The sequence below is a fragment of the Proteus vulgaris genome (assembly GCF_023100685.1).
In the GTDB taxonomy this organism is placed as follows: Bacteria; Pseudomonadota; Gammaproteobacteria; order Enterobacterales; family Enterobacteriaceae; genus Proteus.
Genome location: NZ_CP090064.1, coordinates 1,250,896 through 1,277,406 on the forward strand (window position 1 = coordinate 1,250,896; position 26,511 = coordinate 1,277,406).

The 26,511-nt window shown below is 36.8% G+C and carries 23 protein-coding genes; 13 read left to right on the top strand and 10 right to left on the bottom strand.

Features of this window, described 5'->3' with window-relative positions; all coding sequences use genetic code 11:
* Positions 1-6 precede the first annotated feature (6 nt).
* Together dusC and LW139_RS05940 are read left to right on the top strand one after the other, a co-directional pair.
* Positions 7-939, top strand: a complete 933-nt coding sequence (gene dusC / locus LW139_RS05935; protein WP_247850753.1) for a tRNA dihydrouridine(16) synthase DusC — start codon at positions 7-9, stop codon at positions 937-939.
* Positions 940-1,142: 203 nt separating this feature from the next.
* Entirely contained in the window at positions 1,143-1,391 is a 249-nt protein-coding gene (locus LW139_RS05940; protein ID WP_036938310.1) for a GlsB/YeaQ/YmgE family stress response membrane protein, read from the top strand.
* A 76-nt stretch (positions 1,392-1,467) separates the two neighbouring features.
* On the opposite strand, the gene sseA is transcribed toward LW139_RS05940, so the two are convergent.
* The 4 genes from sseA to metC all read right to left on the bottom strand — a co-directional run bounded on the left by sseA (position 1,468) and on the right by metC (position 5,352).
* Entirely contained in the window at positions 1,468-2,310 is an 843-nt protein-coding gene (gene sseA / locus LW139_RS05945) for a 3-mercaptopyruvate sulfurtransferase (RefSeq protein ID WP_247850754.1), read from the bottom strand.
* A 13-nt stretch (positions 2,311-2,323) separates the two neighbouring features.
* The gene (locus tag LW139_RS05950) at positions 2,324-2,509 is read right to left on the bottom strand and encodes a hypothetical protein (protein ID WP_109409697.1); all 186 of its coding nucleotides are present in this window, start codon (positions 2,507-2,509) and stop codon (positions 2,324-2,326) included.
* 265 nt (positions 2,510-2,774) lie between these two features.
* A complete protein-coding gene (dcuC, locus tag LW139_RS05955) occupies positions 2,775-4,142 on the bottom strand; it encodes a C4-dicarboxylate transporter DcuC (RefSeq protein WP_072070545.1) in 1,368 nt (455 codons plus the stop codon).
* A 34-nt stretch (positions 4,143-4,176) separates the two neighbouring features.
* The gene (gene metC / locus LW139_RS05960) at positions 4,177-5,352 is read right to left on the bottom strand and encodes a cystathionine beta-lyase (protein ID WP_166541074.1); all 1,176 of its coding nucleotides are present in this window, start codon (positions 5,350-5,352) and stop codon (positions 4,177-4,179) included.
* A gap of 403 nt (positions 5,353-5,755) precedes the next feature.
* On the opposite strand from metC, the gene purB reads away from it, so the two are divergent.
* Entirely contained in the window at positions 5,756-7,123 is a 1,368-nt protein-coding gene (gene purB, locus LW139_RS05965; RefSeq protein WP_166541075.1) for an adenylosuccinate lyase, read from the top strand.
* Between the two features lie 80 nt (positions 7,124-7,203).
* Complete coding sequence (locus LW139_RS05970) at positions 7,204-8,592, top strand: MmgE/PrpD family protein (RefSeq protein ID WP_247850756.1); 1,389 nt, start codon at positions 7,204-7,206, stop codon at positions 8,590-8,592.
* Positions 8,593-8,653: 61 nt separating this feature from the next.
* On the opposite strand, the gene fabZ is transcribed toward LW139_RS05970, so the two are convergent.
* The 3 genes from fabZ to LW139_RS05985 all read right to left on the bottom strand — a co-directional run bounded on the left by fabZ (position 8,654) and on the right by LW139_RS05985 (position 11,132).
* Positions 8,654-9,079: a 3-hydroxyacyl-ACP dehydratase FabZ gene (gene fabZ, locus LW139_RS05975; protein ID WP_166541077.1), complete on the bottom strand. Its 426-nt coding sequence runs from the start codon at positions 9,077-9,079 to the stop codon at positions 8,654-8,656.
* Between the two features lie 188 nt (positions 9,080-9,267).
* Complete coding sequence (locus tag LW139_RS05980; protein WP_166541078.1) at positions 9,268-10,149, bottom strand: dihydrodipicolinate synthase family protein; 882 nt, start codon at positions 10,147-10,149, stop codon at positions 9,268-9,270.
* A 74-nt stretch (positions 10,150-10,223) separates the two neighbouring features.
* Positions 10,224-11,132, bottom strand: a complete 909-nt coding sequence (locus tag LW139_RS05985; RefSeq protein WP_166541079.1) for a LysR family transcriptional regulator — start codon at positions 11,130-11,132, stop codon at positions 10,224-10,226.
* A gap of 254 nt (positions 11,133-11,386) precedes the next feature.
* On the opposite strand from LW139_RS05985, the gene dinG reads away from it, so the two are divergent.
* The 5 genes from dinG (at position 11,387) to LW139_RS06010 (ending at position 20,072) form a co-directional block, all read left to right on the top strand.
* On the top strand, positions 11,387-13,495 hold the full coding sequence (dinG, locus tag LW139_RS05990; protein ID WP_247850757.1) for an ATP-dependent DNA helicase DinG: 2,109 nt from the start codon (positions 11,387-11,389) through the stop codon (positions 13,493-13,495).
* A 940-nt stretch (positions 13,496-14,435) separates the two neighbouring features.
* On the top strand, positions 14,436-15,992 hold the full coding sequence (locus LW139_RS05995; RefSeq protein ID WP_227336602.1) for a [FeFe] hydrogenase, group A: 1,557 nt from the start codon (positions 14,436-14,438) through the stop codon (positions 15,990-15,992).
* Between the two features lie 18 nt (positions 15,993-16,010).
* Positions 16,011-16,835: a 4Fe-4S dicluster domain-containing protein gene (locus LW139_RS06000; protein ID WP_247850758.1), complete on the top strand. Its 825-nt coding sequence runs from the start codon at positions 16,011-16,013 to the stop codon at positions 16,833-16,835.
* Positions 16,832-17,977 carry an NrfD/PsrC family molybdoenzyme membrane anchor subunit gene (gene nrfD / locus LW139_RS06005; RefSeq protein WP_109409707.1) on the top strand — a complete coding sequence of 382 codons (1,146 nt, stop codon included), beginning with the start codon at positions 16,832-16,834 and terminating at the stop codon, positions 17,975-17,977. The genes LW139_RS06000 and nrfD overlap by 4 nt, the downstream gene beginning before the upstream one ends.
* A gap of 61 nt (positions 17,978-18,038) precedes the next feature.
* On the top strand, positions 18,039-20,072 hold the full coding sequence (locus LW139_RS06010) for a TonB-dependent receptor domain-containing protein (protein WP_247850760.1): 2,034 nt from the start codon (positions 18,039-18,041) through the stop codon (positions 20,070-20,072).
* Positions 20,073-20,161: 89 nt separating this feature from the next.
* Here the strand turns inward: LW139_RS06010 and dps are convergent, their stop codons facing one another.
* Complete coding sequence (dps, locus tag LW139_RS06015) at positions 20,162-20,668, bottom strand: DNA starvation/stationary phase protection protein Dps (RefSeq protein ID WP_072070537.1); 507 nt, start codon at positions 20,666-20,668, stop codon at positions 20,162-20,164.
* 275 nt (positions 20,669-20,943) lie between these two features.
* Positions 20,944-21,834: a threonine/homoserine exporter RhtA gene (gene rhtA / locus LW139_RS06020; protein WP_109409708.1), complete on the bottom strand. Its 891-nt coding sequence runs from the start codon at positions 21,832-21,834 to the stop codon at positions 20,944-20,946.
* Positions 21,835-22,163: 329 nt separating this feature from the next.
* Between rhtA and LW139_RS06025 the strand changes: the two genes are divergently transcribed.
* Both LW139_RS06025 and LW139_RS06030 read left to right on the top strand, forming a co-directional pair.
* Positions 22,164-22,742, top strand: coding sequence for a TIGR00730 family Rossman fold protein (locus LW139_RS06025; RefSeq protein ID WP_109409709.1), 579 nt, complete (start codon positions 22,164-22,166; stop codon positions 22,740-22,742).
* A 9-nt stretch (positions 22,743-22,751) separates the two neighbouring features.
* Positions 22,752-23,216, top strand: a complete 465-nt coding sequence (locus LW139_RS06030; protein WP_166541083.1) for a GNAT family N-acetyltransferase — start codon at positions 22,752-22,754, stop codon at positions 23,214-23,216.
* Between the two features lie 89 nt (positions 23,217-23,305).
* Here LW139_RS06030 and LW139_RS06035 read toward each other — a convergent pair whose 3' ends face one another.
* Positions 23,306-25,006, bottom strand: coding sequence for an amidohydrolase (locus tag LW139_RS06035; protein ID WP_166541084.1), 1,701 nt, complete (start codon positions 25,004-25,006; stop codon positions 23,306-23,308).
* Between the two features lie 668 nt (positions 25,007-25,674).
* Between LW139_RS06035 and LW139_RS20680 the strand changes: the two genes are divergently transcribed.
* Both LW139_RS20680 and LW139_RS06040 read left to right on the top strand, forming a co-directional pair.
* The gene (locus LW139_RS20680) at positions 25,675-25,773 is read left to right on the top strand and encodes a hypothetical protein (protein ID WP_432652204.1); all 99 of its coding nucleotides are present in this window, start codon (positions 25,675-25,677) and stop codon (positions 25,771-25,773) included.
* A gap of 234 nt (positions 25,774-26,007) precedes the next feature.
* Positions 26,008-26,439, top strand: a complete 432-nt coding sequence (locus tag LW139_RS06040; RefSeq protein WP_247850761.1) for an NUDIX hydrolase — start codon at positions 26,008-26,010, stop codon at positions 26,437-26,439.
* Positions 26,440-26,511: the final 72 nt, after the last annotated feature.

A 26,511-nucleotide genomic window follows, 5' to 3' on the forward strand; every position in this document is an offset into this window, starting at 1 on the left:
TAAAAAGTGCGAGTTCTATTAGCGCCAATGGAGGGGGTTTTAGACCCCCTAGTGAGAGAGTTACTCACCTCGATTAACGATTACGATCTCTGTATTACAGAGTTTGTACGAGTTGTAGATTCATTACTGCCAACGAAAGCTTTTTATCGCTTATGTCCTGAATTGCAGACAGAAAGTCGTACTAAAAGTGGAACACTGGTGCGAGTGCAATTATTAGGACAACACCCACAATGGTTGGCTGAAAATGCTTTTAGAGCTGTTTCTTTAGGCTCTTGGGGTGTTGATTTAAACTGTGGTTGCCCTTCAAAAACGGTTAATGGTAGTGGTGGTGGTGCTTCACTTTTAAAACAGCCAGAAACTATTTATCAAGCGACAAAAGCAATGCGTAATGCAGTACCTTTAGAATTGCCCGTATCAGTAAAAGTCAGACTTGGTTGGGATTCTTCTGCATATAGTTATGAAATTGCTGATGCCGTAGCACAAGGTGGTGCAACAGAAATCACAGTACATGGCAGAACAAAAGAAGATGGCTATAATGCTGAAAAAATCAATTGGCAGGCCATTGGTGATATTCGCCAAAGGCTCTCAATACCTGTGATTGCCAATGGTGAAATTTGGAACCGTGAAGATGCATTGGCCTGTTTAGCCACAACAGGTTGTGATGCGATAATGATTGGCCGTGGTGCAATGAATACACCTAACTTAAGCCGTGTTGTTAAAGGCATAGAGACAAGGATGCCTTGGTCTGAGGTGATTGAATTATTAAAGCGCTATGTTCGCTTAGAAAAGCGTGGTGATACGACAATTTATCATGCATCACGCATTAAACAGTGGTTTAGTTATTTACGCAAAGAGTATCCAGAAGCTGATGAGTTATTTAGACAAATTAGAACATTAAAAACGTCGCCAGAAATTGCAGTGGCAATAGAGGCTCTGTAGTTTAAAAATAATCTTATCCAATAAAAAATAGTGCTAATTAATCAGCGCTATTTTTTTATTCATTAAGAAACAATCCATCTATTTATCCTAAATATTGTGTAATTTATTTCTAATAATTGGAAAAAATCACTTTTTCGACTTACACTCAATAAGTGACATTTTTTAGGTATGTTGTTTATATCATGACTATTTTAGGGGGAAATATGGGAATTCTTGCTTGGATTATCTTTGGTTTAATCGCAGGTATTTTGGCGAAATTCTTAATGCCAGGCTCTTATGATATTGGTCTGATATGGACTTGTATTCTTGGTATTGTAGGTGCGGTTGTCGGTGGTGCAATTAGTAGCTTCTTTGGCAAAGGTAAAGTGGATGGATTTAATTTCGGTAGCTTTGTTGTCGCTGTGATTGGTGCCATTGTAGTGCTCTATCTTGCAAAAATATTTGCAAGTTAATGCCTTCACACCAAATAGATATTGATAATAAACCCGCGTAATGCGGGTTTACTTTTTAAAGCGAGGATTGATTAAATCAGCATTCACAGGGAAGGGCACTTTCAGCACCCCATTGCGCCCAAGAGCCGTCATAAAGTGCGATGGATTGGCAACCTAATACGGTTAATGCTAAAAATAAAATTGCTGCAGTCATACCTGAGCCACAGGTAACAATAATGGGTTGTGATAAATCAACACCGGCCTGTTCAAATATTTGCTTTAATTCAGTTTTATCTTTTAATTGCCCATCTATAACTAATTCATTCCAAGGCACATTTTTACTGCCGGGGATATGTCCACTGCGCAAACCTGGGCGGGGTTCTGGTGCTCTACCATAAAAGCGATCTGCAGAACGTGCATCAACCATCTGTTTTTGCTTTGTCGCTAGATTATCAAGAAGTTGTTGTTTATTGGCATAACGCTGGGCGTGACGTTCAACTACAAATGGAGATTGTGCTGGTGTCTTGATAGCATCACCTTGTTCTATAGCAAATCCAGCATCAACCCATGCTTGCAGACCGCCAGCAAGAATGCGCACATTATGACAACCTAGAGTTGTTAATGTCCACCAACCTCTAGGTGCGGAAAATAAGTTGCCTTGATCGTAAAGAATAACAGTTGTGGTATTAGAGATACCTAATTGCGTTAGCGTTTCTGAAAAGAGCGCATCAGATGGCAACATATGTGGCAATGTTGTCGTTTTATCTGCGATTTCATCGAGATTAAAAAAATAAGCATGTGGAATATGACGTTCAAGGTAAAGTGCTTGATAGTCAATCTGTTGAGTTGGCATAGGTGCGCTGACATCAAGGATCACAACATCAGTATTATGTTGATGTTCAAATAGCCATTTGGGTGTAACAAAGTAATCGTATTCCACGGTGCGACCTCATTTATTTAGCAGAAGGTGAGCTGTCTGGGATAGCTGGAAATTGCTGTGCAGGTGATGTTTCAGGTTGAGTTTGTTCTGTTTCTATGGGGGTTGTGGAGCGTGTATAGATATTTAAGCCCGCAAGGAAAACACCACCGATAGAACCGAAGGCAAGTAGTGCGATTATAACAATAATTATTTTTTTCATAATGTTCATTTGCAGATGAATGTTGCGCAAAAGTATATCTAGATATGAAGTTGAAACAAGTGCTAAGTCAGTTTAATCGACAAATGATAGTGGTTAAAAAAGAGATGAATAGATAAATAAACAGGCTATTTATTTTTTATAAATAGCCTGAGTAAAGTTGGTGTTGGCGTTAATTATTTCAATCAAAGGTTACAGTCAATGATAAGAAAAAACCCCTTAAACTCAGGAGTAAATGAGTTTAAGGGCAAGGGGTAACACAACTTAATTAGGAATATAAAAACCAGAATGTCATTGCTAAGTTCACAATAGCTGCGACAGCCATAGGAATGGCAGTACGTTTAACTATTTGGAATGGTGAGACATTTGCAATACCTGCAATGGCAACAATGGCGGCGGTAATTGGTGAAACAGTACGACCAAAGCTAGTCATTATTTGCATTGGTAAAATTAAGGTAATGACATCTACTTTTAAGAAAGCGGCAATTTTTGGTGTTAAAGCTGCAAATGAAAAGAATGCTGCATTACCAGATCCCATTAAAAAGGCCGCTAATGCAAGAATGGCACTCATTACAATGATCATTGCGGCAATGCCGAAACCTGCATCTTGAGCAGAACTAATTAGCGTATCGACGGCACCACTTTTAAGTAAACCATTAGCAAAGAACTCACCAGACACAATTAACGAGACCACTAAGACAAATTGCTTACCCATCCCTTCAAAGAACAGCATAAAGCTATTCATCACTGCTTTTGCATCACGTAAGCGAACATATTCGAAAAGAAGTGCAATTACGGTACTAATAATCATTGCCGTGGTAACTTCTAATTTAATATAAGGGTGTAGCAAAGGACTGAAACCGATAATCAGAATTAAAGGGATCACTGGTAATAGAGCATAAGACAGTGGAATTTTATTACCTTCTTCTTTTACAACATCAATGGTTGTTGGGTCAAAAACAAATCCTTCACGTTTATCCCACCAGCGTTGAATAAAAAAGTGAGTGATAGCAACCGCAATAATAATAGGAATAGTAACGGGTAACTGGTGCTGAACAAAATAGACGGCAGGTTCAATATCCGCTGTTTTTGCAGCCATAATCACATTACCAGAGCCAGGACCATGGTCGATAAACTGGCAACACCCAATAACGGCTAAAGCGGAAAGTGGACTAATACCAGAACGAATTAATATCGGATACATAGTGACCATTAACAGCATACCTAAACCAGCATGGCTAGGAATAAAAATAACCAAGATTTGGGTGACTAGAAATGAAATCACTAATAATAAGTAAGGTGATTTTATGGCTTTTAATGGTTTTTCAAAAATCGCAAATAAAGCACGGCTTGCGCCTACGTGTTCCATATAACGAGAGAAACCCGCAATAGCCATTAACGTTAAACCAAGGCCAGCAAGACGAGAACTCATAATATCCGTGAAAATTTGAAAGACATCAAAATACTTAAATTGAGTTGTCTTATTTTCAGGTAATAACGGATTAAGGTCGAGAGAAGCAGTTAGGAGCAATAACAACAAGCCCCCGAGTAATAATACTGGTTGAGGTTTATAACCTCGCGCCAGTAAATAAACCACCAACGCAGTTACCAGCGCGGCAATGATTAAACCTGTCATAGAGAATTCCCCGGTAATGATGCAATATTTTTTGTTATTGGTTTAATGCTGAAAAAGCTTGTGTAATATCTGCAATAAGATCATCCGTTGCTTCAAGGCCAACATGTAAACGGACAAAAGGACCATGACCTTCACGCCAATTAGATGCTGTTCTTGCGCCAACGACATTGGCGGGTAATGCAAGGCTTTCAAATCCGCCCCAAGATGCACCAATACCAAATAGTTCAAGTGCATCAATAAATTGCTCTGATTGTTTTGCGGTAAACTCTTGTTTAAATTCAATGGTTAATAGACCATTGCTGCCTTTGCAGTCACGTTTCCATAAATCATGACGAGGGTGATTAGGTAATTCAGGGAACCATACTTTTTCAACTTCAGGACGAGTTTCTAGCCACTGTGCGATAGTCAAAGCTGATTTACCATGAGCAGCAATACGTTGACCTAATGTTCTCATTCCGCGAAGTACGAGTGCTGCATCATCAGGGCTACTGGCTTGGCCTAATGCTTCAGGTAATGCACCAATTTTTTCCCATGCTTTTTCATTCGCAACCATAATGCCCATCATCACATCAGAGTGACCGCACAAATATTTAGTTGCTGCAATAACAGAGACATCAGCGCCTAATTCTAGCGGGTTATAAAGCCACGCAGAGCCCCATGTATTATCAACACCGACAGGAATATTCCTTTCATGAGCAATACGGCAGATCTCAGGTAAATCGAGCATTTCATAAAGAAGTGATCCTGGTGATTCTACAAAAATAAGCTGTGTATTTTGTTGAATTTTTTGCTCAAAATCTGAACCATCTGTTTTAAAGAAGCTATAAGCAATGTTATTGGGTTCAAGGAAAGCCGATGCGATTTTACGCACAGGTTCATAAACAGAATCTGCAAATAAAACATGTCCACCACTGCGCGCATATCCCATGATGGTTACAGCGATAGCTGCCAATCCAGTAGGGAATAACTGTGCACGATGGCCGCCTTCTAATTCAGTTACTAATGCTTCTAATGCAAAAGCGGTTTCGGTGCCACGAGCGCCATAACTCAATACACGTTCTGTTGCACGACGATCACGCACATCACGCCAGCTTTTTATTGAGTCAAAAACAATAGTGCTGGCTCTCATAACTGGTGGATTAATGGGGCCAGAAGTTTTAATTTCTTGACGTCCGCTGTGTATCAATTTTGTTTGTTTATTTTGTTTCATTATTAATATCTCCGAATATAGAAATAGAGTTCCCCGGTAATTAAATAAAATGATTAATTACTGTTCGCGCTTATTTTGTTTCTATTATTTATAACAAACTTATTTATTTTTAAAATAGCTATTTTCTAAAAATGATGATCTTCCTCTAACTTTTTAGCATTAATTATTCTAATTAAATCTTAAATGTTATTTAAGATTCAAAAGTTATAACTAATAAATAAAGAGTTATTTATAACGCATTGAATTAGTGTTATTTTTTAATTGATAAGAAATATTTGAAATTAGATTAAAATTATCAAAGTGTTTTTTTTGAGATTATATTGCATAAATAAAATAACAATCTAACAAGTCGTTTGATTAAAAAAACGATTTTTTTATTATTTTTTTAACAGGGGAAATAATTATGGGAACCAGCGTTTTTGATTCAGTTTTATTAAAGAATTTATGGTCAACAGAAGAGATGAGAACTATTTTTTCTGATAAAACAAGAATGCAAAATTGGCTTGATTATGAAGCGGCATTAGCTATTGAACAAGCTGAATTAGGTTTGATCCCGAAAGAGGCGGCAAAAGTTATTGCAGACACCGCGAAACTTGAAAAGCTCGATATGGATTATGTATTAGAACAAGTGCGTCTTACTCGCCATCCATTAGTGCCAACAATCCGTGGTTTAGAACATGCTTGTCCAGAACATTATGGGGAATATGTTCATTTTGGTCCAACTACACAAGATGTAATTGATACTGGCCTTGTATTACAACTAAAAGATGCTCATCATACTTTTTTACGTGATATCAAAGTATTAGGTCGTGCATTGCTTTCATTAAGTGAACAACATCGCAACACACCAATGGTTGGGCGTACATTAGCATTACAAGCTCTGCCAATTACATTTGGTCATAAAACTGCAATTTGGTTAACAGAATTAGCACGTCATTATCAACGTCTTAAAGAGATCGAGCCTCGCTTATTTGTGGGTAGTGTGGTCGGTGCTGTGGGGACAAAAGCCTCTTTAAGCGATAAAGCTGATGAATTAGAAGCCCGTGTATTACAACGCTTAGGTTTAGGTGTACCTGAAATTTCATGGCAACCTGCGCGTGATAGATTCAGTGAATATGGCATGTTAATCGGCTTAATTAGCGGTACGCTAGGTAAAATTGCCAATGAAATCCTACTATTAGCGCATAACGAAATTGATGAATTATCTGAGCCGTTTAGTAAAGGACAGGTAGGCTCTTCGACTATGCCACATAAACGTAATCCTGCCATTGTGGAAAATGCGGCTTGTGTAAGTAATACCCTAAAAGCCAATCTGTCTGTATTAACGGATATGATGAAACATCAGCATGAGCGTGATGGCGCAATTTGGAAAATGGAATGGAAAATCATGCCAGAAATGTGCCTGATGCTGTCTGTTATCTTCGATAATATGAAAACAGTATTAGGTGGATTAAATGTGCATGTAGAAAAAATGCGCGAAAATATGGATATTTTGGGTGGCTTTATGTTGGCAGAGCGTGTGATGTTTGCACTATCTGATAAAGCAGGTAAACAAACTGCACATGAAATTGTGTATGAAGCATCAATGTCAGGGCAAGAAGAAGGTATAACTTTTGTTGAAGCAATTAATCGTGATACCCGTATTCGTGATCACATTACTCAAGAAGAGCTTGATGCACTTTTAGATCCAACAACTTATGTAGGAAATGCACCAGCCCAAGTTGATCGTGTTGTTGCTCAAACTAAAGCCTCTGGCTGGCTAAATGACTAAGTGACTTAATTACATCTAACCTTCTTATTATCTAAAAGCCGGTGAAATGCTGGCTTTTTCTTATCTATTTCGAGGTGTTTATGACATTGAGTCAGCAATTAGCCCAATTTATTACCACAACAACATTTTCTGATTTACCTGCTCAAGTTGTAGAGCGCGCTAAAATTCATTTATTAGATACATTAGGCGTTGCACTTGCGGGTAGTGCGCAACAAAGTGCGATCCAAAGTCGTCAGGGCATTACTTTTTTACCTGATAGCCAAGGCACTATTCCAATTTGGGGCAGTTCACTCACAACAAGTACAACAGTTGCTGCATTGACAAATGGTATTGCATCACATGCATTAGATTTTGATGATACACATACTGATTCTATTGCACATGGCAGCGCGGTATTAACGCCGATTGCTTTTGCATTAGGTGAGTCTATCGGCGCATCATCACAAGATATTTTAACGGCGTGGGTGATTGGTTGGGAAGTTGCAGCAAGAGTAGGACTGGCTAGCCATAGTGGATTTCATCAGCGTGGTTTTCATGCCACCGCGATTGCTGGTATTTTTGGGGCAACAGCTTGTGCAGCCTCACTATTAAAATTAACACCTGAACAAACTGTGAATGCATTAGGATTAACAGGAAGCCAAGCAGGAGGTGTGGCGGAATACCTTGCTAACAGTTCCTCTTCTAAATGCTTTCATGCGGGATGGGCTGCGCAATCAGGTATTATTGCTGCATCATTGGCAAAAGGTGGAATGACGGGCCCTGAAACGATATTTGAAGGTCGCTATAGCCTTTATCAAACCCATGGTATTCGAGAGCAAGCACAACCCGAACAAGTAGCCTTAGGATTAGGTGAAAAATGGGAATTTTTAAATGTTTCTATTAAGCCTTATCCTGTGTGTCATTTTGCTCATGCCACTATTGATTGTGGCCGTAATTTGCTGAAAAAAGGGATCACGGCTGATGATATTGAAAGCGTGGAGTGCGTGGTTGATCCTGTCGCAGCCGCTTTAATTTGCGAGCCACTTGAAACAAAATGGGCGCCTAAAACAGCTTATGGGGCAAAATTTAGTTTGCCGTGGCTATTTGCAGTCGGATTTTTAGACAATGCGTTAACATTATCATCGTTATCTCTAGAAAATTTACAACGTGAAGATATTCAAAGGTTAGCGAAAAAAGTGAGTTATCGCTATCCCGAAAAAGGCGAAATTCCATTCCCTACGTATTTTCCAGGATTAATTTTCGTGGCATTAAAGAATGGTGAGATGATCACAGAGAGGTTAGATATTCAATATGGTAACCCACAAAATCCAATGACTGACAAAGATGTTATCAGCAAATTTTACGATAATGCCTCATTAGTAATAGAGGATAAACAATCGGCTCAACTCGTTGAAAAAGTATTGAATTTTGAAAAGAACACTCTTTCTGAGATAACACAATTATTGCGTATTGAAGAAGCGGCCCATTAAGTTAAACATAATGTCAATAAGATGATGATATGAAGGATTGGTTTGAGCTACCAATCCTTTTTTATTGCCTTGCACACATAAATTCAGATGTACAAACAATCTTCTCACCAATACGAACAACACCAGAAAAACTAACAATAGTACGGCGTTGACGACGAAATTCGATTTCAATAAGTAGTTGATCGCCTGCTTTTACTGCATCATAAAAACGTGCATTTTTTATACTGGCAAAATAACATTGCTGACCTTCTTCCATGGGAGAAAGATAGTAATGTGCAAGAACTCCAGCGGCTTGAGCCATGCTTTCAAGGAGCAGTAAGGGAGGGTAAAATTCGCCAAAAACAACTGTGTCATTGGTGGTGATATTTTTAATTGCGATTAATTTACCACTAGCAAGTTCAGCTGGTTCAGAAATAACACCATCAATTAATAAGAATGGATAACGATGAGGTAAGATTTCCATTATTTCACTGACGGAAATGGGCATACATTCTCTCCTCGTTATGGTGATAGAGTAAACACGATTTTGCAACAATGGTGGCTATTATTTCATTCTTATTCAATGTCGTACAGTGTTGGTCTGCATTTAAGGATGAGAAACTTTAATTAAACAGATAACAAAGACCAGAATAGAGAAAAATCTAGTCTTTGTTATTTCTAAATAAGAATAGCTTATTAATCAAGGTGAGCAATAATTTGGCGTAGATCGTTCATTGCAGCTTCATTTAGAGGCTCTTGCGGTAAAATAGGTGAGCCCACATCAAAACCTTGAATATTTAAAGAGGCTTTAATACATGATGCTAACGAATATTTAGTAAAGGCTTCGTTGATTTGCCACATCTCTTTTTGTTTTGCTAATGCTGTATCAAAATCACCTTTGGTGGCTAATTCATAAAGTTCGACACACTGTTTTGGTAATACGCAAGCAGGGCCTGCCATCCAACCTACACCACCAAGTTTTAATACTAACAATGGAATATGTGCAGAAGCACTGAAGATTTTAACGCGTTCACCAAATGTATTGATCATGGTGAGTAAGCGACCTGTATTGCTTGATGCATCTTTAATATATTCAATATTCGAGATATAGCTAAGTTCATTGAATAAAGAGATAGGAAGAACATCACCCAAAAGTCCAGGATTGGTATAAATAGTCATGGATTTTTCAGGAAATGCTTCAGCGATAGTTTGGAAATAACCTGCTTGTGCGGTTTCACTTAACGGGTACATTTTTTGTGAAATCAGCACCATGCCATCTACACCTAATTGGGCGTATTGTTCAGCTTGATGACAAGCATCTGCGGTTGAAAATCCAGCAACACCTGCAATAACAGGCACTCGCCCCGCAGTTTGATCAACCGTGATACGCACAATTTCATTACGTTGGGCTTGAGAGAGATAAGCGTATTCACCTGTGCTACCTAACGGGCTTAAACCATGAACGCCACACGAGATCAAATGTTCGATCAAACGACGTAATGAAGATTCAAGAATGGTGCCTTTAGTTTGATTAACAGGGGAAACAAGGTAAGGAAAAATACCATGGAATTGAGTCATAATCGGTGTCCTGGTTTATGGTTTTAATATTTTATTGCTTTGGTTATTAACACTGTTTAAGGGCTTTAAAATCTCTATTCTTGTTGAAGTGTAATATCAGCATGATTAATCACTTCATTTTGTTCATTTTTTAATGAATCAAACAGTATTTGTGCTGCTTTTCCTGGGCTATTGGCATTGAGATACAGGTTATAACTAATTGCTGGTAAAGGAGGTAAGCCTTCTTTTTCGCCTAAAATACGCAAGTCGTCACCTGAAAGCTCAATTGAACGCGCCATAATACCTAATCCCGCACGTACGGCGGCTCTTGCACCTGAAAGCGTTGTAGCAATATAAGCGATTCGCCAACGAATACCTTGTTGATCAAGGTGATTTATCATCATATCGCGGTATGTACTGGGTTCATCTAATACGACTAATGGCAAAGGTTCATCAAGATCAAATCGGAAGTGTTTTCCGCAATACCATAAGGAAGGGGAAACACGCAGTACAATTTTGGGATAACCCACATGTTCTTCGGTAGAAATGGCTAAATCAAGCTCGTTATTTTCTAACATCGACATTAAAAACGGACTACGTTTAACAATGATTTCCATAATAAGACGGGGATACGCCCCTGAAAAACGCGCAAGTAGTTCCGGTAAAATTGTGTTTGCCGTATCATCGGGGGAGCCAATTTTTAAGATCCCATCAATTTCTTCATGCATCAATGAAAGACAAGCTTCGTCATTTAGGCGCAAAATACGGCGAGCATAATTAAGTAGTTGTGTACCCGCTTCTGTCAGTGTTTTATTTCGACCTTGGCGAGCAAACAGATCTTTGCCTATCAACGATTCAAGGCGTTGCATTTGCTGGCTTACTGCAGATTGAGTGCGGCAAACCGATTCAGCGGCTGCGGCAAAGGTATTCCCATCGACAACAGCAACAAAGGTTCGGAGTAAATCAAGTTCTAAGTTAAAAATAGGGCGCTTTGTAGAGGTCATTATGGTGTCTCTTAACTGGTGTTGTTGTATTTAATCAAACAAAAAATACTATTTTTTATAAGGCTATTTTTAGAAGTTACGTAATCAATACTCATACTATGAAGAGTTGGATTAATAATCTATAACAAAGCTCAATAATTTCGAGGCGTTATCCATTCTTTGATGAAAGAAGAGAGCAAATGAAGGTAACTACTGATTTTTATACAGTGTTATGAGACAATAGCGCCCTTCTTAAAATCAGTCACAGAGTAGTTATGTCTCTTTCTCAATCAGTCAAAAATCAAATAAGTCAGTGGTATAAAGCCCTACCAGAGCATATTGAAGGGTTTATTCCGCGTGCGCCACAGCGTGAAATGATAGCTGAAGTGGCTAAGACTTTTTCTGATGAAATGGGACGACATCTAGTGATTGAAGCTCCAACTGGGATAGGTAAAACACTTTCTTATCTTATTCCAGGTATTGCTATTAGCCGCGATGAAAAAAAACCGCTGATTATCAGTACGGCCAATGTGGCACTGCAAGATCAGATTTTTAGCAAAGATCTCCCATTACTTAAAAAAATCATCCCAGATCTCACGTTCACGGGGGCTTTTGGCCGTGGGCGCTATTTATGTCCACGTAATTTAGACGCGATTTGTGCAACAGAAGGTGAACAAATCGACTTAATGTTTTTGCTTGAGGATAAAGTGGATCTGGCGACTAGTGCAGAAAGAGAAATTTGCCAAGAGCTAAAAAATGATTTTACCAGTTTCGGTTGGGATGGTTTGCGTGATCACCATAAACGGGCATTAACAGACAGCTTATGGCGCAAAATTAGCACCGATAAAATGAACTGTTTAGGACGTAATTGCCAATATTATCATCGCTGCCCTTTTTTTATTGCACGCCGTGAAATTGATGAAGTAGATGTGGTTATTACCAATCACGCTTTAGTGATGGCAGCAATGGAAAGTGAATCAGTATTACCTGATGCAAAAAATCTGCTATTAGTATTGGATGAAGGTCATCATATTCCTGATGTTGCGCGAGATGCGCTTGAAGTTGAAGGGGAAATAACCTTAGCTACCCTTAATAATCAGCTGGATAATATTACTCGTCATGTTAGTCAATATTTAGCGCAATTTATTCCTGTAAGACCACCTAAATTGGCTGACCCTATTCGTTTTGATGCTCATATTGCTAAGTTACGTGAGGCTTATCAAGAGGTTGATACATTTACGCGTGCGTTATTACCAGAACGTAGTGAACAAGATGAATATCTCTTTCCATTAGGCGAATTACCTGAACAACTTCTGTTAAGTTGCCAGACATTATTTAAGCTAACGGATGGTTTAAAAATGCTGGGTGAAGCCATGTTAAATGATTTAACAGAGCGTACAGCAAAAGAAGATGTTGTGCGTTTACATAGTGCCATTTTAACGACCAGTAGAATGGTCGGTTATTTAGAGAATATGGCAAAATTGTGGCGCTTAGCCACATTAGAGCAAACCTCAAAAGCGCCTGTATCGAAATGGCTCACTCGCCGTTACGATAAAAAGCAGTCTCATCTTTATTTTCATTGCGCAGGTATTCGAGTCAGCGAACAGCTGACACAATTGTTATGGAAAAATATCCCACATGTGGTTATCACATCTGCAACGTTACGCTCATTAAATAGCTATTCTCGCATTCAAGAGCTAACAGGATTAAGTGAGCATTTTGATGATCGCTTTATTACGTTATCTTCACCTTTTGAACATAAAGATCAAGGTAGATTAGTTATTCCTAAAATGCGCTATGAACCGACCATGAGCCATGAGCGCGAACATTTAAAAGAGATGGCGCGTTATTTTCGTCAAAGCATGGAAGAGAATAACCATCGAGGACAATTGGTTCTATTTAGTAGCCAACGGGCAATGGAAGGCTTTTTAGAAGAAGTGAAAGACTTACGTTTATGCTTATTGGTACAAGGGGATCAGCCTCGTTATAGATTGGTAGAAACACATTGTAAGCGCATTGATGCAGGTGATAATAGTGTATTGATAGGTTTGCAATCATTTGCCGAAGGACTTGACTTAAAAGGCGATTATTTAACGCAGGTGCATATTCATAAAATTGCTTTTCCACCCGTGACTGATCCGGTGATTGTGACAGAGGGGGAATGGCTTAAATCGCTGAAACGTTATCCTTTTGAAGTGCAGAGCTTGCCAAGTGCATCGTTTAATTTAATTCAGCAAGTTGGGCGTCTTATCCGTAGCCATCATTGCCACGGTGAAATTATCATTTATGACAGACGCTTGCTAACAAAAAATTATGGTTCGCGTTTATTAACAGCATTACCTGTTTTCCCTATTTATCAACCTGAGATGCCTAAAGAGAAATAATTTTTTATTACTTTATAGAACTCTCATTTTTATTAGTGATTTATGCATCCATAACTTGTTTTTATCTGGTTATTAACGCGTTATCAATAAATAGAGGCTATTTACTATAACTTTTTATTTTTAATAAAAGTGAGGTTGTATTTTTTTATTAAAAAACACATCTCACTTTATAGTTAAAATTACTTAATCATTTCCTTGTTTTTTTAGGTGTTAATGTATCTAATATTATTAACTTGTATTTTTTATGAATCTTATTAATATTTAAAAAATAAAAATACACTATGTTTAAAATATAATAATTAATTCACATAAATTAATATAATTATAACAAAATAAATATTCATATAATAAAATGCTTATTTTTATTTATTTAGAAAAAGTGTATACTTTATTTAGATATTATTCATGTGATATTTTTTAAATTATATATTTTTTTATTTCATTTTATGAAATGAACCTTTTTTATTTAGTTTAGATAAACGCTCAATAAATTTATAAAAAATAACAATGCATTTAATTTATTGATTTTTAATTGTTTTTTATTTTTATTTATTGGTTTTTTCATCTGTTTTTATAGATTTTTTTTTGTGCTTTTATTTTTATTTTGATATGTGTCAATAAAATTAATTATATTTAATTAATAAGGTTGAAAGCTGTTTTTTTTAAATCCCCTTTCAGTACAATATCTCTCATAAACACCCTATCACTTATTGAATTAAAAAAATCTCTCCTGATTTTCTTAAATGAAACGATGATTGCTGATAGGGTGTTTTTTACATAAATAATTCATTTTATATTAACTCGATACTTATTTTAAGTATTGGTTTTTATTAATTAAATAATACAAATATTTTTAACAAAAATAAAATTCAACTCTTTATATATTGTTACCTTTAATAGGTAATTTTATTCATATATTAAAGCAGGAGCATTGTAAAAAATGAAATCTCTTCTTCCTACAAAAGAAGAAAGTGACGAGAAATTATTATCTCGACGTTCTTTCTTTTCATTTGCTGGAAAGGTAAGTCTTGCCGCTGGGGTAACCGCTGTCACAGCGGGATGTGATGGCAATATTTCTGGTGGTACAGGTTGGGTTCCTGAGCAATATAATGCTAAAGGTACTTTCCCCGTCCAAGTAAGAGGCCGTATTCCTATTGATCCTAACAATGTCGCCATTTGCCGTGATGACAAAAAATGTATTTTATGTGGCCAATGCGTTGAAGTGTGTGAAAAAGTACAAACCGTAATGGGAAACTATGATTTACCGTTAATTGATAGTGTTCCTTGTATCGATTGTGGTCAATGTACTCTTTGGTGCCCAACGGGGGCAATAACAGAAGTTGACGACACAGATAAAGTTATTAGAGCGTTGTTAGATCCGACTTTGCATGTTGTTGTACAAACCGCGCCAGCTACAAGAGTTGCATTAGGTGAAGAGTTTGGAATGCAGCCTGGTGAGGACATTGAGTTACTTCAAGTAGCGGCACTTAGAAAGTTAGGTTTTGATAAAGTTTTTGATACTAACTTTTCTGCTGATTTAACCATTATGGAAGAAGCCACAGAATTACTGCAAAGAATTAAAAATAATGGTGTATTGCCTCAATTCACTTCTTGTTCTCCAGGTTGGGTGAAATTTTGTGAAATGTTTTATCCAGAATTAATTCCTAATCTCTCTTCTGCAAAGTCACCAATGACAATGCTTGGTTCGATGATAAAAACATATTACGCCAAAGAGCAAGATATCGATCCTAGTAAAATTGTTTCTGTTGCCATTATGCCGTGTACTGCTAAAAAATCAGAAGCGGCTCGTCCCGAAATGAATGGTGCAAGTGTGTTATGGGAAAAGCCCGATCTTCGTGATGTTGATATCGTTCTAACAACAAGAGAGCTCGCAAGATTAATCAAAAGTCACAATATCGATTTAACCTCACTTCAGCCCGCAAATTATGACCGTTTGATGTCTGAATATAGCGGTGCTGGCGCTATTTTTGGTGTCACTGGCGGTGTTATGGAAGCCGCAGTGAGAACCAGTTATTACTTTATTACAGGCGAAAGACCACCAGAACCTTTATTTAATTTACAACCTGTACGCGGATTAGAAGGTATTAAAGAAGCTACTTTAAATATACCAAGTGTCGGTGAAATTCGTGTCGCAGTCTGTTCTGGTATGGGAAATGCTCGTCCCGTTTTAGAAGCCATTCAAAAAGGGGAAAAAGCGTGGCATTTCGTCGAGTTTATGGGATGCCCAGGAGGATGTATTGCTGGTGGCGGTCAACCTCGTTCTGCATTACCACCTTCTGATGAAATTCGAGCATTACGCATGAAAGCGCTGTATAGCAAAGATGAACGCGCCACCATTCGCTTAAGTTATGAAAATAGTGAAATTCAAAGCATTTATAAACAATTTTTAGGCGAGCCTTGTGGTGAACGTGCTCATCAATTGCTTCATACGCATTATCAAGATCGCAGTATTCATTTTAACAAAAAGAAAGCTTAAAGATTGAGGAAACACATTATGTCTAAAGGTGTATTAGTCGATCTTACTAAGTGTATCGGCTGTGGTAGTTGTACAGTTGCATGTAAAATGTACAACGAAAATAAATGGATAGAAGAAAGGCAACCTACCAGTGGCGAAAATGCAAAATTAGCAGATGAAAACTGGACGGTTATAAAAACGGTTACTGTTGAAAAAGAAGATAAAGCGGTTTGGCGTTACGTTAAAGAGCAATGTTTTCACTGTATTGATCCTGCTTGTGCTTCAGCATGTTTTGCAAAAGCATTCCAAAAAACACCCGCGGGGCCCGTGGTTTATTATCCCGATCTCTGTGTAGGATGCCGTTATTGTATGGTGGCATGTCCATTTGATATTCCTAAATATGAATGGGAAAAATCACTTCCTTATGTCACTAAATGCATGATGTGTTCTTCGCGTGTAGAAGAAGGGCAATCTCCGGCTTGTGTCGCAGTATGCCCAACACAGGCTTTAGTTTTTGGTGATAGGCAAACCTTATTAGAAAAAGCGAAAGAAACCATTACGAATAACTCTAACTATGTTCAACATATTTATGGTGAAAAAGAAGTTGGAGGAACTGAATGGCTCTACATCTCTGATGTGCCTTTTAATGAACTTGGATTTAAAACAGGCTTAACTGAAAAACCACTCTCTTCTTATACTTCTGATTTTATGAAATATACGCCAATTGCGGGGGCAACTTGGGCGGTGATCCTTGGTGGTATTGCAATGTTTAATCACCGAAAAGATAGGGTCATTCACGATGAGCAATTGCATCAAGAACCGAAGAAAAATAGTAAGGATGATGAAACAAGGAGATCAGAATGAGTGTTATCGATAATACGACCAGCTTTGGTAAGTGGCGTTTTCCTATGACACCTGTACGCTGGGTACTTGTTGTCATTAGCTTGATTGCAGTTGGACTTATTTTATTTCGTTTAGTCACTGGATTGGGATTAGTAACCAATCTTAACGATGAGTGGCCTTGGGGCCTTTGGATCTCGTTTGACGTGATGTGTGGTGTAGCGCTAGCTGGTGGGGGATATGGTACTGCATTAATTGTTTATGTTTTTAAACAAGAACAATTTTCAAGTATTGCGCGTAGTGCTGCATTAACCTCATTAATTGGCTATTTATTGGTGATGGTAGGGCTTTTCCTTGATATTGGGCAATGGTGGAATTTTTGGCGGCCACTAGTTTCTCAAGGACATAGTTCAGTACTTTTTGAAGTTTTTATTTGCGTTTCCGTTTATACCAGTGTGCAATTAATTGAATTTGGCGAAGTTGCCACTGAACGGATTGGGCGTAAATATCATAAGTTTTTCCGAAAAATATTACCTGTATTATTAGTAATCGGTATTGCTATTCCATCAATGCACCAATCATCACTCGGTGCGCTTTATTTATTAATGGTAGATAAATTACATCCATTGTGGTGGTCGCCAATTATCTTCTTTCAATTTTTAATATCGTCATTCTTTGTTGGTCCTGCAATGATAGCTGTTGAAACTGCATTAGCAGGTAGAGCATTTAATCATAAAGTACCCATGTCTGTATTAAGTGGATTAATTCGAATTTCAGGTTATGCAATGCTTGTTTATTTGGCTCTAAAATTCGGCAGTATTATTGCTGAAGGTAAAGTGAGTTACCTTTTTGAAGGTAGTTTTGAATCTTTATTCTTTTGGATTGAAGTCGGTTTTGGCGTTATTGTCCCACTAATTATCTGTTTTTCTCCATTAATAAAACGTCGTGGTTGGGTTGCTACATTTGGTGCTTTAGTGGCTTCTGGCGTTATTTTAAATCGTTATAACGTTGTGGTGACAGGCATGGTTACATCAACAGGCGTATCCTATTGGCCATCATTACCAGAATTAACCATCACTATTGGTCTTGTTGCGATGGGGGTTCTTGCTTATTTATTTATCTGTGAGAATTTCCGTATTATTGAACATGATGAAACCAATCATTAACAGATTAAATGCCCAATTCAACGTTGGGCATTTTTATTTAACGATAAGTAGAACTATAAATATGCCTATTTTAAAAAAAATCTTATGGTTTATTTCATCCTCTTTGCTTTCGATAACAACAATATTTAATTATGCTCAATCGAATGAAGATAAACCTGAACGTATTATTGTGAGTGGATCAAAAGCAGAGAATATCTCTAATCATACTTATAATATTGAAACTGAAAAAATAAGTAATATTGCTGGAGGAACGAATTTAATTGCGGTAGATAAGGGAAATCGCTTATTAACACTTAATGATGCATTAAAAAACCAACCTGGCATTGTTATACAAAGTTTATTTGGTGGATTAGATCAACCTCGTTTAAGCATTAGAGGATCGGGTGTTCAAAGTGCGCCTCTTTCCAGAGGGGTATTATTACTGCAAGATGGTTTACCACTTAATGAAGCGGATGGCAGTTTTCATTCAAGTATGATTGACGTGCGTGACGTTCAATTTGTTAGTATTCGCCGGGGAGCTAACAGCACTCAATTACAAAGTAATAATTTAGGTGGTGAGCTTGATTTTATTACTTACACAGGAAAAGAGAGCCATAATCAATTACGTTATGAGCAAGGCTCTTTTGGGCGTCAAGGTATGCAAATGGCGTTGGGCGGTGAAAGTGAAAATTATCCGATTGATGCCAGAATAAGCCTAAGCTATGACCATTATGATGGTTACCGTGAGCATTCAGCTTCTCAGCGTAAAGCTATGCGTTCAACATTGGGTTATACATTAGATAATTTTGAAAACAGAACATGGATCAATTGGACAGATTTACGTTTTGATGTTCCTGGCCCAGCAACTTCACAAATGCTTGAGGATGATCCTAAAGCGATATTACCTGCAATCAAGAAAAAAGATCCTCATAGAAATATCGAGCAATTACGTATAGCTAATAAATCGACATGGAATAGTGGTGTTCACGATATTCAATTTGGCTGGTGGTATTCACAAACACACGATAATTTTAAAACACCTAGCCATTATCAATTTGTAAATTATTACACTAAAGGAGCTCAATTTAATTATAAATTAGAGACAGAGATTATTAGCTATCGTACTGCATTGGCATGGGATCATTCGGTAATGAAAGATGATATCGAAAAAAATCCTCAAGGTTGGTTAGGGCGATTCGATGGTCGAGCTGAAAATATTTATGCTTCTTTAGGTGTGGGAATACATATTACAAATAGCGTATTAGTTAACCTTGATTTAAAAGGTACTCATGCAAGAAGAGATCTGTTTTCTATCCAAAATCAGCTTGAGCAGTCATTTAATTTTTTAACACCGAAAGTTGGGCTTATTTGGTATCCTAATTATCAAACACGTTTATTTGCTAATGTCAGTATGAGCCATGAACCTGCTTCTTTTAATGATATTATTAATCCTAAAGCGCCATTAAATAAAGTGAACCTTTTAAAGCTATCACCTCAAAAAGCAACCAGTTTTGAGGTAGGTAGTGATATGGAATTAACTGACAACATAAGTTTGAGTGCAGTATTCTATCGTAGCTTGATTAAAGACGAATATATCACTTCACATGATGTAGATGGGAATATTGTTGATATATATAATTATCCAGCAAAAACACGCCACCAAGGTGTAGAACTAGGTTTAAATGCAATTCAACCACTTCCAATGGGCGATATTCTTTATCGAGCAACATGGACTTATAATGATTTTCGTTTTATGGGTGGGGAATATAACCGAAAATATATTGCAGGTGTTCCTAGAAATCTTATTTCAGGTGAAGTTTATTACCAAGTAAAAGGATTGAGATTTGGTCCCACAGTGTATTGGTCACCAACCAATGTTGCAGTTGATCATGGTAATCACCTTAATATTCAAAAAAGTAAGCCATACGCATTATTCGGGTTTAATGCACATTATCAATATGATAATCAGTGGTCGACTTACCTAAATTTGGACAATATTACAAATAAGCGCTATGCAGCAAGTACGTTAGCTAATCCAACTGTGAATAAAAACGATGCCTTACTTTTCCCTGGAAATGGTTTTAGCGTTAACGCTGGTATCGTCTATAAATTTTAATCCAAGAGTAAAATAGACAAAGGCTGCCTAAAATGACAGCCTTTTTCATTATTAACAATGTAATTAATAACGTATTTTTTATACGTAGATTAATTCTCAATATTGGCTTCAATGAACCATAAGAATTTATCAAGATCACGTGATGCTGCAGTAAACATATCGGCGGTATCTTCGTCTTCAACTTCATCAATGGCTTTACGAATATCATTTGCAACGATAGCGTAACGATCAGCCAGTGCTTTTAAGTGGTCTTGTACATCATGAATATCCAGAGGATAAGCTTTCAATGGAGTTTTCTTGCTGACAACTTGTGCAGTGCCTAATACAGTGCCACCTAATTGAACAATACGCTCTGCAAATTCATCAGTGTGCTCATTTATGGTGTCACGGAAGCCGTCAACCATTTCATGAACAGAAATAAAGTTTCTACCACGCATATTCCAGTGAGCTTGTTTTGTGATGAGAGATAGGTCGATAAACTGCGTCACCATCTGTTGCAGTAACTCGATAGCGTGCAGTTTTACGCTGTCATCGAGATTATTACGGGTATAAAGCAGGGTTGAAGGTGTGGATTTGACTAATTTAGCAGTACTCATAATCGTTCTCCCTAAATAATTAATAACTCAATATCTTAATTTCTGTTAATCATGATAGTGAATTATTAATGGTTAGTCTTATCGATTGATACTATTAAATTGATAGGTCATCTATTAAAAAAATCTAATCTATCGAAATAGTCTATTTAGGGTAAGACAATGAGCGCAAAATAGCAATGATAGGTCAGTAAAGTTATTATTTAATAAGTAAAAAGGATCATAAGATCCTTTTTAAATTAATATTTACTTCTTGCTGAGTAAAATGAGTTAAATATCTATTTTACTTCTTCAATTTTAGTTTTGCTTTTCATTGTCGTTGTTGAACCAATAGAAGCTAAAACAATAAAAGCTAAGGCAACCCATTGTATTAACGTCAAATGTTCATGTAGGAAAATAATACCAATAAAGGCACCCATACACGGCTCTAAGCTCATTAAAGTACCAAATGTTTTAGCTGGCAGGCGCGTAAGTGCGATCATTTCCAAGGTATAAGGGAACGCGGTTGATAAAATCGCAATAGCTAAGGCAATAGGTAAAATAGACCAGCTAAACATAATATCAGGGCTACTTTGTAACATACCGATAGGCACAAAAATAAAAGCTGCTACTAATGAACCAATTGATACGGTTGCCGCACCATAGCCTTTTCCTGCACGTTGTCCGAATACGATATATAAAGCCCAACCTACACCCGCACCTAATGCATAAAGAATACCAAGTGGATCAAGACCATGGATGTTATCACCAATAGGTAGCAATAATCCTAAGCCAGCAATGACTAAAATTATCCATAAAAAGTCGATAGCTCTGCGTGATGAAAACATTGCAACGGCTAAAGGGCCTGTAAATTCAAGGGCTACAGCAATACCTAGCGGGATAGTTTCAAGTGCAAGGTAGAAAAGGTAATTCATTGCCCCTAAAGATAAGCCATATAAAAACAGTGGCATAATAGACTCGCGATTAAATTTGAGTCGCCATGGCTTAAAGATAAAAAATAGGATCAAAGTCCCCAATAATAGACGTAACGCCGTTACCGCAGGGGCACCAATAACTGGAAATAGGCTTTTAGCAAGGGATGCGCCGCTTTGTATCGAAAGCATAGAAAGAAGCAAAAGAAGCACAGGGTAAAACACCTGTAATTTAGCTGAGTGTCTGGCTGACAACATCCTATAAAACCTCGTCAATAATCAATCGTATGTGTGCTCTGTTAGCGAGATAACAAAGGATCGCATAATATAGGATAAAATTACGTGCTTTAATATAGTTATTTATTAATAAATGTTTTTAGTTAAATTTAGTTGAATAAACTTAGCTAAAATATAAGTTTATTAATAATTAGTAAAATAAAAATCAGGATGATTTAAATATTAGATTTAATAATAATTAACAATATATGTACGATAAAAAGTGCAAAAACACTTTTTTTAACCTTTTTTATCAAAGTAAGCTTAAGTATAATTCAAAGTTCGTTTTAACTAGCTAAATGAGAATAAAAATGAATAAAATAAAATCTATCGCAGTGTATTGTGGCTCTAGTTTAGGTGCTTCATCTATTTATAAAGAACAGGCCATTATTTTTGCCAAAGAGCTGGTTAAACGTAATATCACCTTAATTTATGGTGGTGCAAGTGTAGGAATTATGGGCACACTCGCCGATACAGTATTAGCTGAAGGCGGAAAGGTGATTGGCGTTATTCCTACGCTATTAGAAGGGCGTGAAATATCTCATAAAAATCTGACTGAACTGCATATTGTTGAGACCATGCATCAGCGCAAAAGTAAAATGATAGAACTGGCAGAAGGTTTTGTCGCTTTACCTGGTGGTTTTGGTACATTAGAGGAGTTTAGTGAAGTCTTTACATGGAGCCAAATTGGTTTGCATCAAAAACCATTGGGCATACTTAATATCAATCAGTTTTATTCACCATTATTAATGATGATTGATAAAATGGCGGACGAACAATTCTTACATGAAAAATACCGCAATATGGCAATTGTAGAACAATGTCCTATTCAATTATTAGATAAATTTGAAACATATATTGCACCCCCTGTAAAAACCTACAACAAATAAAGGTAAAAAATGATAATAATAAGAAAAGCAATTTTGTCTGATGTAGAAGAAATTAATGATCTTTACACCCATTTATTTAATGAAATGGCGAATTTACAACCCGATCGATTAAAACCAGGTAAACAAGACGAAGCTTTTATTATTAATGGAATAAAAAATAATAAGTTTCATCTTTTGGTCGCAGATTTAGATGGCAAGGTGATTGGATTTAGCATTGCACAAATTCAAGAAACGCCTCTGTTTAACTGCTTAGTTCAACGTAAATATGCCTATATTTACGATATTGTTACTGATCCTACGATACGTAACCAAGGTGTCGGTCGTTTGTTACTAACTGCAATGAAAGAGTGGGCAAAATCAGAAAAAATGACGCATCTTGAGTTATCGGTATTAGCTGAAAATGGTGCAGCAAAACGTTTTTACGAACGTGAAGGATTAAAAGAAGTGAGCACAGTAATGGCTATTGCTTTATAGCAGATCCAATTTACGTTAATTCTCATAGAATTAAGTGCATAGATAAAAATAAACCCGCTTAATGCGGGTTTATTACTTATATTATTCAGCTAAATTGTGGGTTTCCCCGCAATGATCGTACACAATACCCTGACATTTTCAACATCTTCTGCCGATATTTCAAACAGATTTCTATCTAATACAATAAAATCGGCAAATTTTCCGACTTCTAATGATCCAATTTGAGTATCCATATCCAAAGCTTCTGCCGCATTAATGGTGGCCGCACGTAAGACTTCCACTAATGTCAGATTACGGTCGTTATCAAGACGTGGGCTTGTTGCATCTTTTTGGCGAGTCATCGCAACTTTAAAATCGTACCATTCATTAAGTGGATCAATTGGCCAGTCGCTACCAAAAGCAACAGTGACACCCGCATCAATAAATTTCCCAGCTGTCTCCAAATAGTCACAGCGAGATTTACCCAGCATTTCAATATCTTTCTCGATATTGTTCTGATCGACAGCTGCCCATTGAAAAGAGAGAAAAGGGTAGGTTTTTAATTGTGTAAAACGAGCGTAATCTTTTTCACACATCAATTCATTATGCGCAAGCCCTGGTCTAATGTCTTTCTCAGGTAAGACTTTACGCATTTCACTAATAGCATCCAGTGCTGTACTGATTGCACCCTCAGCAACGGTATGAATATGAGGATGATAACCCGCACGAGCAATTTCTGTTATTAATGGCGTTAAGATTTCAGGTGAAAAATAGAGGTCACCAACATGGTCAGATGTTTGCCAATGCGGAGTGTCATCGGTGCCAACATTAATACGATAAGGTGCATGTAAGCGTGCTGTCATAATCGGTGCTTGTAATACACCATCAAGGAAAAGTTTAATGTGACGGATAGCAACGCTGGGTTGAGCATTTTCGTTGATTTGATGCCATTGTGAAAAACGAGTTGCAGCATGGCGTACAGCGTTTGGAATATCATCAATAGATGGCACATCATCTGGTGTAATTTCAACGGCATTTTCAACACGAAGGGTCAGTTCACTGGTTTTTCTTAATGTATTAAAAGCGCGTAATTGAGGCTCACCCACACGCGCATCCATAATAGTGGTTACACCTTGTTTATTTAATAGTTTTTGAACATGACGGGCGATTTGTAGGTTTTGTGCTTCAGTGAGTGGTGGCAAACTATCAATGGCTTGCATTGCAGGTGCATCTTCAAGAATACCAATAGGTGTTCTGTCACCATCACGTTCAATATTTCCATCTGGTGGATCGGGGGTTTCTGCTGTGATATTTAATAGTTCTAAAGCCCGAGAATTGGCAAGCACACTATGGCAATCGCTAGAAAAGAGCAGAATAGGACGAGCCGTATTTAAGGTATCAAGGTGATAACGTGTCATTTGCACACCTTCTGGTTGCATGCCTTCACGATACCATGCAGAGACTTTTAACCATTCGGTATCATTATCAATAAAGTTTTCATCAAGGTATTTTTGAATCCGCGATAAAATGTCATCGATAGAGAGTGATTGATAATCAAGATGGCAACCTGCCAACGTTGCACCTCCCCAAAATGGGTGCATATGCGCATCAATAATGCCTGGCATGACCATTCTTCCCTGTAAATCAATCTGTTCAGTGTTTTCATTACAGAAAGAAAGTAACCCCTCTTTTTTACCTGAAGCAATAATTACACCTTGGCTGATCGCGATAGCATCAACAATATTGTTATTACGATCAGCGGTATAAATAAGGCCGTTGTAATAGAGAGTGTCTGCAATTTGAAATGTCATTCTTCTACCTTGTATTGCTTTTTTAGCACATAAAACGCGTGCTTAAATGATTATTCTGCTTATAGGGCATCCTGTTGCGTTTTGACGCGGGCGATAATATTTTGAAAATATGCCATAAATAATTAATCAATATAAAACAGGTATGTATAAGAGTACAACCTACTTTTATTAATGTTTCTAATTTTATTTTTTATTATTTAATTTATTTTTATAAGCTAAAATAATTTAGACTTATAAAGTAATGTTAAAAATATTTTAATTGAAATGAAATAAATACAATAATTTTATAATTAATTATGAGGTTGTTATTTATATTTTTACTTGTTTAATTAATTTGTTTGTATAGTGGGTTTCATAGGGTTTTTTATTGTGTGAATGAGATTTTTATTACCATCTAATTATTTTAAAATTAAATAATTTAAATGTATTTAATTTTTACAAGGAAGGAGTTTGTAATGAAAATGGCAGTAATTGGTTGTGGGAGCATTGTATTAAAGAACACTTACCTGTAATGGTTTTATTAGGTGTTAAAATTCATGCTTTGTGTGATATATCTTCAGATAATATTAATCAAGCTAAAGAAATCCTTAATCATGAAATTCTAATCTATTCTTACTATATATACTTTTTTTGCAACTTGTGCGCCCCTTTATCAACTGGGAGCAGAATTGAAATTTGCTGATTGTGGAGATAATGGCAATGTTGATCCTAAGGCTGTAGAAGCTTTAATTACTAGTAAGACAAAAGGTGGGGGATTCCATGTGTAGAGGCTGATATTCCGGGAACAACTTGCCCACTTAATAATTATTTTTTATTTCACTCTCCACAGAAGATATCTCAAAGTTATTGTAAAAAGTACGCATTCAAAAATGTCATTTCGAGAATGCCATTAAATTTCATAATAGTATGTTCAAATTAGATGCTTGGTATGGTGAAGAACGCTACAATTTTATTGATAACTATTTATCCATTATTAGAACTGTTGCGGAGTTATATAAAAAATGATTGAGCCTTTAGTTCCTTATAACATATTAAATTCTTTGGATAAATATGATCGTATCGTAGTTGGTGGCATCATTAAAGTTGATGACATAAACGATAAAGTACTTTTTCTAAAACGTTCTCAGCATGAATTTATGCCTAATGTTTGGGAAATACCTTCAGGTGGTATTGAAGAGGGAGAATCCATGCTTCAAGCACTTAAACGTGAAATAAAAGAAGAGACAAATCTAGATATTTTATATGTTGATAAATTTGTCAGTGCCGTTGATTATCTTGCCAATGAAGCTAAATGCCTACAAATAAACTTTAATGTACGTTGTTCTGGGAATGTGAAACTAAGTGATGAACACTCTGAATTTATCTTTTCAAGATTAGATACTTTCTTGAGTAATTTAGATGAGTTTATGCTTAAGATAATTACATTAGAGTGAATACCTCTCTCTTTGAAAGGTGATAAGGTAAGTTTAAAAAAGTTAGACTTACCTTATCTAGGATAGAAAGTG

What these genes read in the sequence shown, in the direction of transcription:
- LW139_RS06025 (WP_109409709.1), top strand. Translation starts at nt 22,164, where the DNA reads ATGAATAAAATAAAATCTATCGCAGTGTATTGTGGCTCTAGTTTAGGT.
- dinG (WP_247850757.1), top strand. Translation starts at nt 11,387, where the DNA reads ATGTCTCTTTCTCAATCAGTCAAAAATCAAATAAGTCAGTGGTATAAA.
- dcuC (WP_072070545.1), bottom strand. Translation starts at nt 4,142, where the DNA reads ATGACAGGTTTAATCATTGCCGCGCTGGTAACTGCGTTGGTGGTTTAT.
- LW139_RS05985 (WP_166541079.1), bottom strand. Translation starts at nt 11,132, where the DNA reads ATGACCTCTACAAAGCGCCCTATTTTTAACTTAGAACTTGATTTACTC.
- LW139_RS05950 (WP_109409697.1), bottom strand. Translation starts at nt 2,509, where the DNA reads ATGAAAAAAATAATTATTGTTATAATCGCACTACTTGCCTTCGGTTCT.
- dps (WP_072070537.1), bottom strand. Translation starts at nt 20,668, where the DNA reads ATGAGTACTGCTAAATTAGTCAAATCCACACCTTCAACCCTGCTTTAT.
- nrfD (WP_109409707.1), top strand. Translation starts at nt 16,832, where the DNA reads ATGAGTGTTATCGATAATACGACCAGCTTTGGTAAGTGGCGTTTTCCT.
- LW139_RS06040 (WP_247850761.1), top strand. Translation starts at nt 26,008, where the DNA reads ATGATTGAGCCTTTAGTTCCTTATAACATATTAAATTCTTTGGATAAA.
- LW139_RS06035 (WP_166541084.1), bottom strand. Translation starts at nt 25,006, where the DNA reads ATGACATTTCAAATTGCAGACACTCTCTATTACAACGGCCTTATTTAT.
- LW139_RS05970 (WP_247850756.1), top strand. Translation starts at nt 7,204, where the DNA reads ATGACATTGAGTCAGCAATTAGCCCAATTTATTACCACAACAACATTT.
- rhtA (WP_109409708.1), bottom strand. Translation starts at nt 21,834, where the DNA reads ATGTTGTCAGCCAGACACTCAGCTAAATTACAGGTGTTTTACCCTGTG.
- LW139_RS05995 (WP_227336602.1), top strand. Translation starts at nt 14,436, where the DNA reads ATGAAATCTCTTCTTCCTACAAAAGAAGAAAGTGACGAGAAATTATTA.
- LW139_RS05940 (WP_036938310.1), top strand. Translation starts at nt 1,143, where the DNA reads ATGGGAATTCTTGCTTGGATTATCTTTGGTTTAATCGCAGGTATTTTG.
- LW139_RS06000 (WP_247850758.1), top strand. Translation starts at nt 16,011, where the DNA reads ATGTCTAAAGGTGTATTAGTCGATCTTACTAAGTGTATCGGCTGTGGT.
- LW139_RS05980 (WP_166541078.1), bottom strand. Translation starts at nt 10,149, where the DNA reads ATGACTCAATTCCATGGTATTTTTCCTTACCTTGTTTCCCCTGTTAAT.
- LW139_RS06010 (WP_247850760.1), top strand. Translation starts at nt 18,039, where the DNA reads ATGCCTATTTTAAAAAAAATCTTATGGTTTATTTCATCCTCTTTGCTT.
- fabZ (WP_166541077.1), bottom strand. Translation starts at nt 9,079, where the DNA reads ATGCCCATTTCCGTCAGTGAAATAATGGAAATCTTACCTCATCGTTAT.
- purB (WP_166541075.1), top strand. Translation starts at nt 5,756, where the DNA reads ATGGGAACCAGCGTTTTTGATTCAGTTTTATTAAAGAATTTATGGTCA.
- LW139_RS06030 (WP_166541083.1), top strand. Translation starts at nt 22,752, where the DNA reads ATGATAATAATAAGAAAAGCAATTTTGTCTGATGTAGAAGAAATTAAT.
- metC (WP_166541074.1), bottom strand. Translation starts at nt 5,352, where the DNA reads ATGAAACAAAATAAACAAACAAAATTGATACACAGCGGACGTCAAGAA.